The sequence below is a fragment of the Rhodoferax potami genome, assembly GCF_032193765.1.
Classification (GTDB): Bacteria; Pseudomonadota; Gammaproteobacteria; order Burkholderiales; family Burkholderiaceae_C; genus Allorhodoferax; species Allorhodoferax potami.
The window spans coordinates 3,197,603-3,214,017 of sequence record NZ_JAVBIJ010000001.1 but is presented as its reverse complement, the minus strand read 5'-3'; the positions used below and the strand labels follow the sequence as shown (position 1 = coordinate 3,214,017).

Sequence of the window (16,415 nt, the reverse complement as noted above, 5' to 3'; positions counted from 1 at the left end):
CTGTGTACCTTCAGGGCCTGTCAAGCGTTAGCTGAAGAGCAGGCGCCGAAAAGTGCAGCCTGTTTGTCTGAACGAAGGAGATGTATGTCGACTGTTGTGTCCCAACCCGCGGTTGTTGCGACGGGTAATAAATTTCTATGGGGTGCCATCGGCGCTCTGAGCGTCAGCACCTTGGCGTTGGGTGCGGTTGTGCTGCACCAGCAAACCAAAACCGCTACTGCGGAGGCCCCAATTGAAGTGCTGGCCATCAGCACCCCTGCTGCTGCTACGCCCGTGGTAACGGCTTCCCCTTCTGTTGTAGCGCCGGACACGGCATCCACTTCGGTACATGCGGAGAAAAAGCAGTCAAAACCGACCTCCGCCCAAGAAAATCAAGCACCTCGCGCTGCTAAAGTCATAGCGCAGCAGCCTGTAGCAAAAGCGCCGGCGACACCGGTCGTTGCACCAGCGCCGGCTGAGCCCCCGGTTGCTACCGCCCAAGCGCCGGCACACGCACCCGCGAAAGTGCCCTCCAAGGTGGTCTGCACCCAGTGCGGCGTTATCGAGGGCGTGACCCCCATCCAGCGTGAAAGCGCCAACCCCAGCGGGGCCGGTGCCGTGGCGGGTGCAGTGCTGGGTGGCTTGGTGGGTAACCAGTTCGGTGGCGGCGACGGCAAGGCCTTGGCCACCATCGCCGGCGTGTTGGGTGGCGGCTGGGCGGGTAACACCGTGGAAAAGCGCTTGAAGAAAGACACCGTCTACCAAGTGGATGTCCGCATGGAAGATGGCAGCTTGCGCACCGTGGAGCAGTCCACCGCCCCGACCATCGGCCAGGCGGTGACGCTGGACGGCAACCGGATCAGCCCGGCGGCCGCCGCTTCTGACCGGAATTCGGGGGCTTTTCCCAGCAACACCTGAGGGGCCCCATGCTATTATTTTTGCAAACCGCAAAAGGAATAGCGCATGAATATGGCAACGGCTTCGCCCGGTGCGACGGACGCTCCGCGGCCGCCCTCGGGCCGCCCGGAGAAGCTGCGTTTGGGCGATGTGCTGGTGCAGCAAAAGCTCATTTCCCAGGAGCAGTTGCAGCAAACCCTTGACCTGCAGCGCACGACCGGCAAAAAGGTCGGGCGTCTGTTGATTGAAACGGGCGTGATCACCGAAGAGCTACTCGCCAACGGCTTGGCCCGGCAGCTGCGTGTTCCCTTCGTCAACCTCAAAACCTTTCCTTTCCGTGCTGATGTGGTGAAGCTGCTGCCCGAAGCGGCTGCGCGCCGCTTCAAGGCGCTGGTGCTCGAGGACAAGGGCGATGTCTTGCTCGTCGCCTTGGCCGACCCGCTGGACCTGTTTGCCTACGACGAGCTCACCCGCCTTCTCAAGCGCAACATCGGTATTGCGGCAGTGCCCGAGAGCCATTTGGCTTTGGCCTTCGACCGGCTGTACCGCCGCACCGAAGAAATCAGTGGTCTGGCCCGCGCGCTGGAAAAAGACCTCGGCGATGCGGTGGACTTCGGTGAACTTACCGCCAGCGTGGGCCAAGAGGGCGCACCGGTGGTGCGCTTGCTCCAATCGCTGTTTGAGGACGCAACCCAGGTGGGCGCGTCCGATGTCCACATTGAACCGCAAGAAGGCTTTTTGCAGATCCGCGTGCGGGTCGATGGCGTGCTCCAGACCCAAACGCAAGCCGACAAGCGCATTGGTGGCGCACTGGCCCAACGTTTGAAACTGATGGCCGGCTTGGACATTTCTGAGAAGCGCTTGCCCCAAGATGGCCGCTTCTCGGTCCGGCTGAAGGACAACACCATCGATGTGCGCCTGTCCACGCTACCCACCACCTACGGCGAGTCAGCCGTGATGCGCTTGTTGAACCAGGGCGCCGGTATGCGCCGCCTGGACACCATCGGTATGCCGGCCGACATGCTCAAGCGTTTTCGCGATGTGCTGTCCCGCTCCTCCGGCATGGTGCTGGTGACCGGGCCTACAGGCTCCGGCAAAACCACCACTCTCTATGCCGCCTTGGCCGAGATCAATGCGGCAGAGCTTAAAGTGATCACGGTCGAAGACCCGGTCGAATACCGCTTGCCAGCCATCACGCAGGTGCAGGTCAACGACAAAATTGAATTGACATTTTCGCGCGTGCTGCGGGCTTGTCTGCGCCAGGATCCGGATGTGATTCTGGTCGGGGAAATGCGCGATGCCGAGACTGCAGAAATCGGCTTGCGCGCCGCCATTACGGGACACTTGGTGCTCTCCACCTTGCACACCCGGGATGCCATCGGTACCCCGTTCCGCTTGCTGGATATGGGCGTGCCGGCCTTCATGGTCGCCACGTCCTTGCAAGCCGTGATTGCCCAGCGCTTGCTGCGCTTGAACTGCCAAGAGTGCCTGGCACCGCACACCCCCACGCCGCAAGAGCAGTCGTGGATGGAGGCCATGTTGGAGCCCGGTGAGGTGCTCAAGCCCAAGCGCGGTTTGGGTTGCTCGCAGTGCAATGGCACTGGCTATTCGGGGCGCCAAGGCGTGTATGAACTCTTGGAGATGGATGCCGCCCTGACCCACGCTGCCACGCAGAGCGACCCTGCTACTTTTCTGAAGACGGCGCGCGAGCGCATGAAGGGTCAAACCATGGCCTTCCATGCCCTGCAGTTGGTGCGCAGCGGCAAAACCTCCTTGGCCGAGGCGCTGCGCATCGGGTTCGACTCGGATGGCGATGAGGCCATGTTGGGCTGACCATGGCAATCTACGACTGGCGCGGACGTAACAACCGGGGTGAATCCGTAAGCGGGCAGTTGGAGGCCATGACCGAAGGCGGTGTGGCCGATCAGCTCATGTCCATCGGCGTTGCGCCGGTGCACATTGCGGTGTCCAAGGCAGTCGATACCAAAGACAAAAAAGACCCTCTGGCTTTTTTGACAGCCCGCCCGGTGGATGTGGACGACGTGCTGATTTTTTCGCGCCAAATGTACACCCTGAACAAGGCGGGCGTGCCGATTCTGCGGGCCTTTGCGGGGCTGGAGGCCTCGGCCACCAAGCCGGCCATGGTCGACTTGCTCAAGGATGTGCGCGCCAGTTTGGACCAGGGGCGTGAGCTCTCGGTGGCCTTGGGGCGCCATGTCGCGTTGTTTGGAAACTTTTATATTTCCATGATCCGGGTCGGCGAAATGACCGGCCGCCTCACCGAGGTGTTCCTCCGGCTCAATGAGCACATGGAGTTTGAGCGCGATGTCCGCGAGCGCATCAAACAAGCTACCCGCTACCCCACCTTTGTGTTGATGGCGATGGCCGCGGCCATTGTGATCTTGAATATTTTTGTGATCCCGGTCTTCGCCAAAGTATTTGCCGGGTTCAACACCGAGTTACCGTTGATCACCCGGGGGCTGCTCGGGTTTTCAAATTGGATGCTCAATTGGTGGCCGCTGCTGATCGTGGCCTCGGTGGTGGTTGCCATTGGTGTTCGCGCGTATTTACGAACGCCCGGCGGGCGTTACAAATGGGATGCGCGCAAGCTCAAGCTTCCCATCATTGGCGAAATCATTCTCAAAGCGACGCTGGCCCGTTTCGCCCGTAGCTTCGCCTTGAGCAGTCAAAGTGGCGTTCCTCTGGTGCAAGCGCTAACAGTCGTGGCTCAAACGGTGGACAACGCCTTCATCGGAGCCCGGATCGAGCAGATGCGGGACGGCATTGAGCGGGGTGAAAGTATCTCGCGTTGCGCAGCCGCCACGGGCGTGTTCACGCCGGTGGTGCTGCAAATGATCAATGTGGGCGAAGAAACCGGGGAGCTCGATAACCTGTTGTTCGAGATCGCCGGCATGTATGAGCGTGAGACGGACTACAACATCAAGGGCCTGTCTGCGGCTATTGAGCCGGTGCTGTTGGCGGTGATCGGCGCCCTGGTCTTGTTGCTGGCGCTGGGTGTGTTTCTGCCTCTGTGGAATATGGGGCAAGCCGCCATGGGCAAGGGCGGAGGCTAGGCCATGGCCACTGCCCGCACTCCGGTAGCCCGCGTGCGTTGGAACAGCCGCTGGGTCGAGTGGGGCGTCTTGACGCTGTGTATTGGCATTGCCACGGCTGTGTTGTGGCGCTATGGCCAGCAGGTTCGTGCGCAAACCGAGCGGGCTGCGGTGCAAAGCACGCTGGGCGCCTTGCGGACTGCGCTGGTGCTCGACTATGTGCAATCCATGCTGCCCCAGCGCAAGCGAACCGGTGACCCGGTGGCAGCCAACAGTGTGGTTCCCAATCCTTTCGGGATGCTCCAGCAGCCTGTCGCCAACTATGCCGGTGAAGTACCGGCCGCGCTGCTGCAAGAGGTCGCGCCGGGTCGTTGGGTGTTTGACAAGCGGTGCGGGTGTATCGGCTACAAGCCCTTGGAGCCCGGCGGTTTGGACGCACCCTCAGGCGCGCAAGCCGTGTGGTTTATGGTGGAAAGCACGGCCGCGGCCTACCAGTTGCGGCCGATTCAGGCCTATGTATGGGGCGGATTGCCCTTGGAATGAGGGCGCTTGGCACCCATGGGTGGCGTAAACCCAAAGGAATCTTGAGAAAAGTCACGGACTATCGGCTTAATCCTCAGGCACAAGAGCTTGTGCCTCCCCTAGAATGATCTAGCATTGGTACTCACATTTTTCTTTTGAAGGTGGACAACATGAAACAAGTACAGCGCGGCTTCACATTGATCGAGTTGGTCATGGTGATCGTGATCTTGGGCATCTTGGCAGCAGTGGCCATCCCCAAATTTGTCGATCTGTCTGCGGATGCCCGCAAGGCATCGGTGCAAGGCGTAGCGGGTGCTCTGTCTTCCGGCTCCGCCATCAACTACGCAACGTTCTCCGCCCGCGGCACCGGAACGGCTGTGAATTCATGTGATGCTACTAAAGCTACCTTGCAAGGCGGAAGCTTCCCATCCGCGGAATACACCGCGGATACAACCACTTTTACCACTACGTCTGGTACCAGCAACAATTGTGTTCTGACATTTACACCAAGCGGTGGCACCGGAGTAACCGCGTCTTTTATCGCCATTACAACGCCCTGAGGTAATAGCAGCTTACCTGCTTCAGACCTTGTAAAGCCAGTGTGGTTTCGCACTGGCTTTTTTCATGGGCGAGCCGTTTCGTTGAGTTTGCTCATATCTTCCCGCCAAGCGGCGGGAGCGGCATTCAGGCTCGTTGCTTGCGCCTGGCGGTCTTGCGGCCAGTGGCGTACCCACAGCTGGTAGGCCTGTGTCGTCAAGGCCTCGTCCCGGGTTTCAAGGCCAATCGCGATGGCCATTTGGATCAAATCGTACTGAAGCACCCCTCCTGCAAAGTAGGTGCGGAGCTTGTGGGCCGCCTCGGCGGTCTGGCCGGCGCGCCGCATAAGCAGAATGTCTAAAGCCCGCGTACGCGGGGTATCCGGTTGCAAGGCTGCAAGAGCGGCAAACGCCTCGGCGGCAGGGCCGTTGCGGTCCAGGGCGACATTCAGCAAGATTTGGTTGGCACGGACATCCGGAATGTACGGGCGCGATACCGCAATCGAGTTTTGGGCCCAGAGTGCTGCCTGCAAGTTGCCGGTGGCGGCAAAACCGTCTCCCGCTTGTGCCGTGAGCTTGCGGTAGTGGGGGTGAATCTCCACCCCTTTTTTGAGCCAGTCCCACGCCTTGGTTTGTAGCCGTTGCCACTCTGCAGGCGGCATGGTGGGGTTCTTCAGGATGAGGTTGAGCGTCTGGATGCTGCGAATAATGGCGAATTCGGCCCGGAATGCCAAGCCACTCACCACCAGACTCACCAAGCCCGCCAAGCTTGTTGCCACCAACCCTGCGCGCAAAGTGGCGGCGCTGGCCAGGTAGGGGCGCGGGTCTGCGTGGGCCAGCACCGCCAGCCCCACCATGAACAGCGCCCCGGTGCTGGCGAGTCGCCACGGGAACCCCGCATTACTCACCAGCAACAGCCCCAACAGGCTGCACAGGGCTATCGCACACAAGGCTTCCGCTGCCGAGGGCCGGGCGTGAGCCAAGCGCTGCCAGCGGGTTTGGGCGCTGAAAAGCAGGTACCCGAGCAGGCCTGCCAAAAGGCCACCGCCGACCGGCAGGCCGTATTCGGCCAGCAACTGCAAGGGTTCGTTGTGGGCATAAAAGTCGGTTTCGACGGAGTTATTGGCACCCTGGTAGCGCGGAATATGCACCTCCCAAGCACCCGCACCGACTCCGGTCCACGGCTGATCTATCAGCATGCGGATGCTGGCACGCCACATGAGCGCGCGTATCGAAAACGAGCCTTCTGTGTACTCTTCGGGCTTTGCCACCGAGCCCGCACGGTACACACTGCGCTCCAACGGGGTTAAGCCATACCCTTGGGCCACGATGGTCGGGCTATTGCTCGGGATGAGCGCCAAGCCCGCAAGCCCCAGCAGCAAAATCGAGCTGGTGAGCGCTACGTCTCGCCGAGACCAAGACGGACTATCCGCCGCTCGCCGGTAGAGCCACAGCACGACCAGAGTGACAGGCACCATGATGGCTGCTGCTATCAGTGCCGAGCGGGTGCCGGTCATGAGCAGGGCTGCGAGGTTCCCTGCCAGTGACAGTGCCATGAGGGTTCGCCCCTTGGGGGAACGCAGCTGCGTCAGGGCATACGCCGAGAACGGCAGGGTGCACACCAGATACTCCGCAAAGAAATTGCGATTCACAAACACCGAAGCCGGTGCGGCCACTTGCGGGAACCAGGAGAGGTCTCCCCAGAACTGCGCTGCGCCCCACGCCGCCGCACCGATTGCGCCCGCATGGATGCCCCACACCAGCAGCTTGGCGTGTCCGCCCCGTAGCACCTGCAGGCATGTCCATAACAGCGCGCCAAGCATGCACCAGCGCGCAGCCTCTGCCCCCGCCAGATAGCTGTGCGACCACGCCATGCTGCCCAGTGCATACAGGCACAAGACGGCTGGAAAGGCCAGCAGGCCATGGAAATACCACTCGGTGCTTTCCTCACGAGGGGCCTGAAGCGCTCGAATGAGCAGCAGTGCCAAGGCGCACACCACGCCCATGGCCAGCAGCGCAGACTTCAGTGTGTCCTGCAACACCCATTCCCCGGGAACACCCAGCGCCGGTACGAGCGCAATGGTGAGCGCGAGTGCCCAAGCGGCGCCCCGGGTCTTCCGGTGAGCGGGCGTAGTGGCCGCAGAAATGGCGGTACTTTCGGGTGTATTGGAGGCTGGTGCAGCAGGCATGTTGGGGGTAAGCTTTGCGGGTCCGCCGCGACCCCGCTACGGGGTCAACGATTAATGATTAAATAAGGCTGTAGCGCTTGCTTTTCCTGCGCGAATAGCTCCTAAAAGCATAGCAAATGTAAACGATCCATGTCTCCGCCTTTTTCCTTGGATTTTGCGTTGGAATCGATGCCCGCGTCTCGGGGCAAGCGCATGCGCGGATTCACGCTGGTGGAGCTGGTCATGGTGATTGTGTTGCTCGGGGTGCTGTCGGTGTACGCGGTGCCGCGCATGATCAACACGGGCGACTTCTTTGCCCGCGGGTTCCACGATCAGTCCATGGCCTATTTGCGCTATGCGCAAAAGACGGCCATCGCCCAGCGCCGCACCGTGTGTGTGACCCTGAGTGCCAATGCCATCAGTTTGCGGATCGCGGGTGCTGCCGGGATCAACAACTGCGACCCGGCCTCACCGCCAGCCCCCAGCGGGACGGCCTTGAGGGGGCCCGCCGGTGAAGCGGGACTCAGCGCCCGCAGCGGAGTTGCCTTCAGCGGTACGCCGATTAGCTTTAATTTCGATGCCCTAGGCCAGCCGGTGTACAACAGTTCCGGGGCCGCAGCCGCAACCCAGACATTGCAGGTCGAGAACGTTGGTAGATCCATCACGATTGAAGCCGCCACGGGGTATGTGCATGAATAGCCCACGCCGTCATTCCGGCTTCACGCTGATCGAGCTCATCATCTTTATTGTGGTGGTGAGTGCCGGTTTGGCGGGTATCTTGTCGGTGATGAACACCACCGTGAAGTCCAGCGCAGACCCGATGGTGCGCAAGCAGGCCATTGCGCTGGCCGAATCGGTGTTGGAGGAGGTGCTGCAAAAAGCCTATGCCGACCCCGACGGTACAAATACCGATGAGACCGATCGCACCAACTGGGACAACGTGGACGACTACGACGGCAAGACCGAGGCCGACCTCGCGTTGCCTGCGGCGGTATCGGCCTATTCGGTGCGCATTGCGGTGAGCGATGGCAGCGCAGTGCTTGGTATTGCAGCCAGAAAAGTTACGGTGACGGTGAGCAGGGGCACAGAGTCCATCACCTTGGCCGGTTACCGGACGAATTACTGACTATGGCCCGCACTCTCTTCGCTTCGCGGCAACACGGCTTCACTTTGGTGGAACTGGTGATGGTGATCGTCATCCTCGGCATCGTGGGGGCCATGGTGGCGGTGTTCATGCGGGCGCCGATTGAGGCCTACTTTGCCAGCGGGCGGCGGGCGGCGTTGACGGACGTGGCTGATATCGCCGTACGTCGCATGTCCCGAGACTTGCACAAAGCGCTGCCAAATAGCGTTCGTACGTCCACCGTCAATGGTTCTGACAGCTGCTTGGAGTTCATTCCTACCCGAACTGGTGCGCGCTACCGCGAGCAAGACAGGGTGGCTAGTGATGGCAAGGGGTTGACCTTTGCTGCAGCCGATAGTGCATTCAACATGCTGGAGCGCAATGCGGACTGGAGCGCGGACCAGCAAATCAAGGCCAATGACCTGATTGCGATCTACAACCTAGGGATCACCGGCGCCAACGCCTACAACGGCGACAACGTAGCTCGCGTGAGCACCCTGGCGGCAGACATCAGCAGTGGCACAGAAGAGACCAGCATCAACTTAGCTGCGGCCAAGCAGTTTCCGCTGGAGTCTGGCGCCAAGCGCTTTCATGTGGTGCCGGTGGAGGAGAACGTAGTGGCCTATGTGTGCACAGGTGGGACCCTGCGGCGCTTGGCGACGCCTGGCCTCGCCACTGGAACAGCCCCCTTGTTTGCCAACAGCGCTACGGGTTTTTGCGGTACACCGGCCCAATTAGCCAGCGCGCCAGTAATGGCTAACAACATTCCATTCGACTCAGCAGCTGGCAGATACCTGTGTTCATTCACTTACAACGGCAGCGATTTGCAACGCAACGGCTTGATTCAAATGTCCCTCAGCCTTACCAGTGACGGGGAGATGGTGAGCCTGTTTCACCAGATCAACATAAACAACACGCCATGACAATGACATCGCGCGTTCAACACGGGTTTGCTGCCATTGCCGCCATTTTTCTGGTGGTGATACTGGCGGCACTCGGTGGATTCATGATTACGTTTTCCAACACCCAGCAACTGAGCTCTGCACAAGACTTGCAGGGGTCACGCGCCTATTGGGCTGCGCGTGCCGGTTTGGGTTTCGGTGTGGCCAAGGTAATCGCGGACTCAACGGCATGCCAGAGTGGCACTCCCACGGCCATGACCGGTGCCCCGGCCAGTGTGGAGGGCTTTACCCTGACGGTGACCTGCAGGCGAGCCAGCTATATCGACGGGGTCAACACCATTCTGGTGTACCGTTTTGAGTCGAGGGCCAGCGCAGGCTCATCAGGAAATGCCAACTATGTGGAGCGCAGCGTCAGCGCTTCAGTGGAGATGTGATGTTCACTATCGAATGTATTTCGGGGAAGGCAAAGAGGCTTCTTTGCATCTTGTTTCCGCGCACTCAACTACTTGCACTTTGCCTGGGTTTGATGCTTTTCATCCCAACGGGTGTACACGCGCAAATTGTTTACAGAGGCGCAGCGCAGGCCATTTCGACGGTAGCAACGTCTTTTGCGGTCACCAAGCCGGCTGGCGTAGTGGATAAAGACGTTTTGATCGCCAGTGTTGCGTTGAGTCCCAATACGGCAACGGTTAGCCCTCCAGCCGGGTGGATCCTGATTTTGGATACGCCACAGGCGGCCGTGAACAGTTCCCGTTTGGTAACTTATTACAAAGTTGCAGGTGCTAGCGAACCCGCGTCGTACACATGGACGGTGTCAGGTGTCGGCATAAGTGTTGCAGTTGGCATAACTGCTTTCGGAGGTGTCGATACTGCCAGCCCGATCGTGGTCAGCGCTGCTGCAGCAACTCCGGCATCACTGACGCATTCAGCGCCATCTGTCAGTCCTAACGTGCCCAGCGGCGTATTGGTCACATCGCATGAATACGCAAGTTCTTCGTCCTGGGCGCCACCGAGTGGAATGACCGAGGCGGTAGATGTCGCAACTTTACCTACCCTCCCGGCAACCGGAGTGACGTTATCGATGAATTACAAGGCGTTGAGTGGAGCGGGTGCAACCGGTGGGCAGATAGCCACCGCCGCTAACAACGCGGATGCGGGCGCCGCGCATTCCTTGGTTTTGCGAGCGTTGCCGGTTTTGACCAAAGTTTCCAGCGCATCTGCTGCTGTACAAAACTCCGTCGTGACGTTCAGCATCACGATGTCGAATCCAGCCATGACAGATTTGTCAGCGGTGACAGTGACAGATGTATTGCCTGCATCGATGGCCTATGTAACCAGCGCTGTATCTACCGGTTCAGTGGCAGTCAGCGGCCAAAATCTGACGTGGACGATTCCAACCATTCCCGCGGGTGAAACTGCGCAACTTACGCTGGCTGTCAGGTTGTTGCAAAGCGGCGTATTGAGCAATACGGCGAGCAGCAACGTCAGTGGATCAGCGACTGCATCTGTCTTGTCATTGACTGGCAGCATTACCCATTTCAAGTTTGATGCGCCAGTCGGCAGTTGGACTGGTGCAGCGGGAGAGGTTTTGGACTCCGGAGGAACAAACCTTCACGGGAAACGGATAACCACATCCGTGCCGACCACAACAAATGAAGTACTCCCCGCAACGGCGATTTCTTCTCAATTCAGCGCCGTCAATGGTGACTTTTGTAATGCAGCGAGATTTGACAGAAGGGCGGTAGTCGAGGTTGCGAGCAGCCCCCTCTTTGACTACACCACCCAGCTCTCAGCGTCTGCATGGATTTTTCCGACTGCATATCCATCGGTCGCCAATGGTGCAGATTTGTTTTCTGTTTTGTCCAATGATGTGAATTACGAATTTCACATTGATAGGAACGGCAAACTCTATTGGTGGTGGAACGGTCCCTCGATCACTTCCGCCACCACGATTCCGCTCAATCAGTGGACGCACGTTGCGATTACTTTTAATTCGATTACAGGACAGCAGCGCATTTACATCAATGGTGTTGCCGACGCCAATGTTGGCACTTGGAAGGGTACGTTGACCGCGAACAACTGCAATTTTTATGTGGGAGGCGACGTAGGAACGGGTACTTGCGCAGTGCGAACGGATAGAAACTTCCAAGGCTTGATAGACGAGGTCAAGCTTTACAACACGCAACTCAGCGAAGCGCAAGTTCGTGCTGATATGACCATCGGGCGCTCTTGCTCCGGGACCTTTGACCACATTCGGATTGAGCATGACGGCAATGGCTCGATTTGCAATCCAGAGACCGTCACCATCAAAGCCTGTCAAAACGCCAGTTGCTCAACGTTGTACCCGGGGGACGTGCAGGTGCAACTTACGCCTACTGGCGCCTGGACCAATGGTGATTCCTTCACCGTTTCGGGAGGGGTCGCCACACGTCAGCTTGGTAGAAGCACGGCGGGCGCTGTCACTTTGGGTACTGTCAACGTGTCACCGGCCCCCGGAGGAGCGACGCGTTGCTTTGCGGGCTCCACGGAGTCTTGCACCATGACGTTTGCATCGGCATCTTGCAGCTTTGACGCCGTAGAACAAGGTGCGGCCCCTAAATCTAGGCTGTTCACCAAATTGGCGGGAACCGGATTCAATGTAGATGTTCTGGCTCTCAACGCCTCCGCTACGGTAAACACTGGCTATACCGGAACCGTGGCGGTTGATTTGGTAGACGCGTCTACGGTCGACTGCCCGACCGGATCCGGCTTGAATACATCCACCAATGTAGTTTTTGCGAGCGGTAACCAAGGACGAAAGAACCTCTCGCTGACGTATCCCAACGCAGCCTCGAATGTGCGCGTGCGTATGAGGGTGGGTGCCTCAGCACCTGCATGTTCCAGCGACAACTTCGCGATCCGCCCCACTCAACTGCAGGTGACGGCGCCGACGCTGAACAACGCTAACCTGACGGGCAGTCCCAGTGCGGTTGCAGGTTCCAGCTTCGCGTTGGAGGCCACCGCGTTGAATGTGAGTGGTGGTTACGTGGGTAGTGCACCGGCGGTTGTCGCGTCCAAAGTCAAAGATCACAACAATGTGACGGTGGCTACCGGATCTTTCTCAGGTAGTTTTAATCCCTCGAGTGGCACAAAGGCCAGTGGCAGTAGCTTTAAATACTTGGACGTTGGCAATCTCCAGTTTGAGGTGGACGGCGTTGTGGACTCCGCATTTACGGGTGTGGATCGAGTGAATGCAGATTGCGTGGTGGGCAGTACTTCCAACGCGCTCAACAGCGGCAAATACGGCTGCAATATCGGAAGTGCAGCCTCCCCCAAATTTGGCCGCTGGTTTCCCAGCCATTACTCTTTTACCGGGACCATCACCCCCAGTTGCGCGGCTGGCGGCTTTACCTATATGGATGAAGACGCCTTGGGTGTATTGCTCACCATCAAGGCCCATGCCTCCAGTGGTGGCACGGCATCGGCGACCGACCCGGTAGTCAGCCGTTACACCACCGGCTACACCAACCTTGCATCTGTGACCATCAGTGGGGATAACGATGGCCCAGCAGTGGCCACCTCAAGGCTCAGCAGCCCGACTTTTCCGACAATGCCAAACTCGGCACTTTGGAGTTCCGGGCAGTGGGTCATAAATGACACTTACGCCTTTAGCAAGCTGCTGGTATCGCCGGACGGGCCCTATGACAGTTTCAAGCTCAATGCCGCAATTGCAGATCCCGATGGGAGCACGTTCTTCAGTGCGACCAACGAGACCGGCACTACTCGCATTCGTTATGGTCAGTTGCGGATGTCCAATGTGTATGGCTCGGAGTTGATGAGTTTGCCTGTCCCCTTGGAAGCCCGCTATTGGAACGGCTCATACTATGTAACCAACATCCGGGACAGTTGCACCACACTGAATCTCTCCAGCATCGCCATGTCCAGCTATTCCGGTAACCTCGCCGCCTGTGAAACACAGATTTCACCTACGGCGACGCAAACCCTGTCGAACGGGAAGCTATCCGGCAGCGGCGTAGTCCTGAGCAGGCCGGGCCAAGGAAATAGCGGCAGTGTGCAACTCACCATGAATGTAGGCGCCACTGCATCCGGTAGTACCTGTGTTTCCAGCACATCTAGTTCGGCTACCGCCGCCAATCGACCGTGGTTCGGTAGTAACCCCACCGCCAAGGCCACTTTTGGGGTTTACAAGAGCCCCTTGATCTACTTGCGCGAGAACTACTGAAAACGGCAATTCATCAACTGACATGGAAAACCGGCCAAATCGATGTCATGATTGCGCGACAAGCTATTAAAATGAGAGCAAGCGGATCCGACTTTCAACAGATTCATGATTGAAGCCACGCACACAATTTTCAGTATCTACCTCTCCGGAGGCGGCTAACCATGCGCTGGCCTTGGCGTCGCGCCTCCAGTGGAGAGCGTTTGGTGGTTTCTTGGTCGGGTAAGACCTTGGCATACGTGCTAGCGGCGGGTGCTGGCAAGGATTTCACCATCATCCGCTCCGGTGTGGAGCCGCAAGGTACAGATACCCTGGAAGAATTTTCCCGGCGTTTGGTGCAACTCGGTCTCAAGGGCTATGTCACTGATGTAATGCTGAGACCCGAGCAGTACCAAGTGCTGCAAATCGAAGCCCCGTCGGTGCCCCCTGAAGAGTTGCGCTCTGCTGCCCGCTACCAGGTCAAGGAAATGGTGGATGCGCATTTGGATGACCTGACAATGGATGTGCTCCGGGTCGGCGATGGTGAGGGCCGGGCTGCATCGCAAATGTTTGTGGTGGCGGCGAATAACAGTTTTGTGCGCGATGTCATGGGTCTTGGCGAGGCCATGCACTGGGATGTTCGGGTGATCGATGTCCAGGACATGGCGCAGCGCAACTTGCAAACCTTGCTGGAGCCCGCGCGAGCTACCGGTGCGCTTTTGTTGTCGGGCGGCAGGCAGGCGTTGTTGACCATCAGCGCAGCCGGCGAACTGTTCTACAGCCGCCGCTTGGACCTGCCTGAAGGCTTCATGGGGATGACCTGGACCGCCGCTGCGGCGCCAGAGCCTGTAGCGGTGGATACCTACACCCCGGTAGAGGAATACGTGCCTGACTATGCGGGCGGCGGATCTTACAGCCCGAACTTTTCGACCACAGGCGCAGATTCCGCCCCGGCAGAACAGGGCGATATCGACCGTGCGCAGCGTTTGTTGGTGGAAGTGCAGCGCTCGATAGACCTGTGGGAGCGCACCTGGACGCAATGGCCCTTGGCGGGTTTTCAGGTGTTTGCGGGGGAGCGCAGTGCGGAGTTGGCAGAGTGGCTGAGCCGCGATACCGGTCAAAACGTGAGTGCACTCGAAATCGCCAGCAGCTTTGCGGGCTGGGACACGGTGGCAGAGCCGGACCGGCCTTTGTGCTTGCCTTTGCTTGGCATTTTGTTGCGCGGTGACGCCTAGACTGCACCAGGACCGGACACCATGCCCCAACAAATCAACCTGTGCTCCGTTTCGCTGATCAAGCCCCGTCAGCAGTTCGAGGCGAACACCATGGCGTTGGCCCTTGGCGTGTTCGTGGTCCTGGGTGCCGCACTGTGCGCCACCTGGGTGTGGAACTTGCAGAATGCCCAGCGCGGCTTTGCTTCGGCTTTGCAGACGCAGGCCTCGGAGATGCAAAGCCTGCAAGCCGCTATCGCCCAGAGCAAAGCCCGTGCGGAGCCACCCTCCCCAGCGTTGATCCAAGAAGCACAAGCTAAAAAAGCCGAGATTCAACTCAAAAATCAAGCCTTGCTGGCATTGCAGCAAGGGCAATTCAAGCCCGGATTCGGCCACTCTGACCGGTTGGCCTTGGTGGCACGCAGCATCCCCGATTCAGTCTGGATCACAGCGGTGCGCGCCGATGCGGGCAGCATGGAGGTGACCGGCTTCACCTTGGAGCCGTCTTCTTTGAACGATTGGGTCGGGCGTTTGGCCCAGAGCCCCCTGATGGACGGTTTGCGCCTCAGCACCGTGAAAATCCAGAGCACGGCGCTGGCGCCGTCAGTGGGCGGCGCTGCGCTGGCTGCATCCGCAGGCGCCTCGGGTGCCCGGGGGCGAGAGGCGTGGTCCTTCAACCTGGTGAGCGCCCAAGCGCAGCCCGAAGCGCCGGGAGTCCAACCATGAAAGCCTGGTGGATTGCACAGTCAGCCCGCATCAATGCGCTGAGCCTGCGCGAGCGTTTGTTTTTGTTCATTTCCCTTTTGGTGGTAGCGCTCGCATTGGCTGATTTAATTTGGCTCACGCCGGCTCAGAAGGCCATGAAGCAAGTGCAGCAGCAGTTCGTGACGCAGTCTTCCGAGGTCAACCGTTTGCGGGCCGAGCTGGCGCTGGTGTCCAAGCCCACCGATTTGAATGCGGATGTCCGCGCTGAGCTTGCCCAGTCGCAAGCGACCCTGGATGCCCTGCAGCGCGATATCCAAGCGCTCGCACCCTCCGGTGCCAGCGGAGAGCCGTCGATAGAGCCGGTGCTTGCCCAGTTCTTGAAGCGCAGCCCGGGCTTGCGCCTGGTGTCTTCCGGCACGGTATCGGCGGATGGCGCGACCCCGGCGTCTGAAACAATCCCGGGCGTTACCCGCCGGGGCCTGGAGCTCAAAGTGACCGGCTCCTACAGCGAATTGACGCGGTATGTGAAAAGCCTCGAGCAAGCTTTGCCCCGCCTGCGTTGGAGCGGCTTCCAGTTGCTGGTTGGTCCCCAAGGGCCGGAGCTCACCCTGCGTGTCTATGTCTTGGAGGCGCAGCCATGATGACAAGTCGTCTATGGGTGGGTAGCCTTTTGCTGGCAAGTTGGCTGGGGAGTGCTGGGGCCGCCGAGCGCGATCCGACTGCGCCTCCTGCTGCAGCGGGCGTTGCCTTGCCCCCGGGGGCTGTCATGGATCCTACAGAGGAGCCGTTGCCCAATATGAGCGTGATGGTGCAGAACGGGGTTCCGTATCTCGTGGTAGGCACCCGCCTGGTCGGCGTCGGTAAAAAGGTCGGTGCGGCTACGCTGGAACGCATCACCGAGACTGAAATCTGGTTGCGCGACGGCCGCAAGATCCGCAAGTTGCCCCGCTTTGCCGGAATCCAGCGGTCTGTGGCCAAGGCGGCTGGCGCCTGTGAGCGTGCCGCCCCTCTTTCAGACCCTGAATCGCCCCGCAAGTCGGCACCAAAAACTGCCCGCCCGAAGTCCGCCCAAGCCGTGACCCCTGTTGCGCCATGCACCGGCACACAACCGTGAAGTCCCG

Annotated in this window: 15 protein-coding genes; 14 read left to right on the top strand and 1 reads right to left on the bottom strand. The window is 59.5% G+C overall.

Annotated elements, in window-relative coordinates:
• The first annotated feature begins 84 nt into the window (after positions 1–84).
• The 5 genes from RAE21_RS15540 to RAE21_RS15520 all read left to right on the top strand — a co-directional run bounded on the left by RAE21_RS15540 (position 85) and on the right by RAE21_RS15520 (position 5,011).
• Positions 85–897, top strand: coding sequence for an outer membrane lipoprotein (locus RAE21_RS15540; protein WP_313882133.1), 813 nt, complete (start codon positions 85–87; stop codon positions 895–897).
• 45 nt (positions 898–942) lie between these two features.
• Entirely contained in the window at positions 943–2,709 is a 1,767-nt protein-coding gene (locus RAE21_RS15535) for a GspE/PulE family protein (RefSeq protein ID WP_313882132.1), read from the top strand.
• 2 nt (positions 2,710–2,711) lie between these two features.
• A complete protein-coding gene (locus tag RAE21_RS15530) occupies positions 2,712–3,950 on the top strand; it encodes a type II secretion system F family protein (RefSeq protein WP_313882131.1) in 1,239 nt (412 codons plus the stop codon).
• Positions 3,951–3,953: 3 nt separating this feature from the next.
• Complete coding sequence (locus RAE21_RS15525; protein WP_313882130.1) at positions 3,954–4,472, top strand: hypothetical protein; 519 nt, start codon at positions 3,954–3,956, stop codon at positions 4,470–4,472.
• Between the two features lie 149 nt (positions 4,473–4,621).
• On the top strand, positions 4,622–5,011 hold the full coding sequence (locus RAE21_RS15520) for a pilin (RefSeq protein WP_313882129.1): 390 nt from the start codon (positions 4,622–4,624) through the stop codon (positions 5,009–5,011).
• A 62-nt stretch (positions 5,012–5,073) separates the two neighbouring features.
• On the opposite strand, the gene RAE21_RS15515 is transcribed toward RAE21_RS15520, so the two are convergent.
• Positions 5,074–7,176 carry an O-antigen ligase family protein gene (locus RAE21_RS15515; RefSeq protein WP_313882128.1) on the bottom strand — a complete coding sequence of 701 codons (2,103 nt, stop codon included), beginning with the start codon at positions 7,174–7,176 and terminating at the stop codon, positions 5,074–5,076.
• Between the two features lie 129 nt (positions 7,177–7,305).
• On the opposite strand from RAE21_RS15515, the gene RAE21_RS15510 reads away from it, so the two are divergent.
• From RAE21_RS15510 to RAE21_RS15470, 9 genes are all read left to right on the top strand, one after another.
• Positions 7,306–7,854, top strand: a complete 549-nt coding sequence (locus RAE21_RS15510) for a pilus assembly FimT family protein (protein ID WP_313882127.1) — start codon at positions 7,306–7,308, stop codon at positions 7,852–7,854.
• A complete protein-coding gene (locus tag RAE21_RS15505; RefSeq protein WP_313882126.1) occupies positions 7,847–8,281 on the top strand; it encodes a type IV pilus modification PilV family protein in 435 nt (144 codons plus the stop codon). The genes RAE21_RS15510 and RAE21_RS15505 overlap by 8 nt, the downstream gene beginning before the upstream one ends.
• 2 nt (positions 8,282–8,283) lie before the next feature.
• On the top strand, positions 8,284–9,201 hold the full coding sequence (locus RAE21_RS15500) for a type II secretion system protein (RefSeq protein WP_313882125.1): 918 nt from the start codon (positions 8,284–8,286) through the stop codon (positions 9,199–9,201).
• A complete protein-coding gene (locus tag RAE21_RS15495) occupies positions 9,198–9,614 on the top strand; it encodes a hypothetical protein (protein ID WP_313882124.1) in 417 nt (138 codons plus the stop codon). The genes RAE21_RS15500 and RAE21_RS15495 overlap by 4 nt, the downstream gene beginning before the upstream one ends.
• Entirely contained in the window at positions 9,614–13,402 is a 3,789-nt protein-coding gene (locus RAE21_RS15490) for a LamG-like jellyroll fold domain-containing protein (protein ID WP_313882123.1), read from the top strand. The genes RAE21_RS15495 and RAE21_RS15490 overlap by 1 nt, the downstream gene beginning before the upstream one ends.
• A 161-nt stretch (positions 13,403–13,563) precedes the next feature.
• Positions 13,564–14,613 (top strand): hypothetical protein, encoded by a 1,050-nt coding sequence (locus tag RAE21_RS15485; protein WP_313882122.1) that lies wholly within the window; start codon positions 13,564–13,566, stop codon positions 14,611–14,613.
• A gap of 21 nt (positions 14,614–14,634) precedes the next feature.
• Positions 14,635–15,315 carry a PilN domain-containing protein gene (locus RAE21_RS15480; protein WP_313882121.1) on the top strand — a complete coding sequence of 227 codons (681 nt, stop codon included), beginning with the start codon at positions 14,635–14,637 and terminating at the stop codon, positions 15,313–15,315.
• Entirely contained in the window at positions 15,312–15,935 is a 624-nt protein-coding gene (locus RAE21_RS15475) for a hypothetical protein (protein ID WP_313882120.1), read from the top strand. Before RAE21_RS15480 ends, RAE21_RS15475 begins: the two co-directional genes overlap by 4 nt.
• Positions 15,932–16,408, top strand: a complete 477-nt coding sequence (locus tag RAE21_RS15470) for a hypothetical protein (protein WP_313882119.1) — start codon at positions 15,932–15,934, stop codon at positions 16,406–16,408. Before RAE21_RS15475 ends, RAE21_RS15470 begins: the two co-directional genes overlap by 4 nt.
• Positions 16,409–16,415 lie beyond the last annotated feature (7 nt).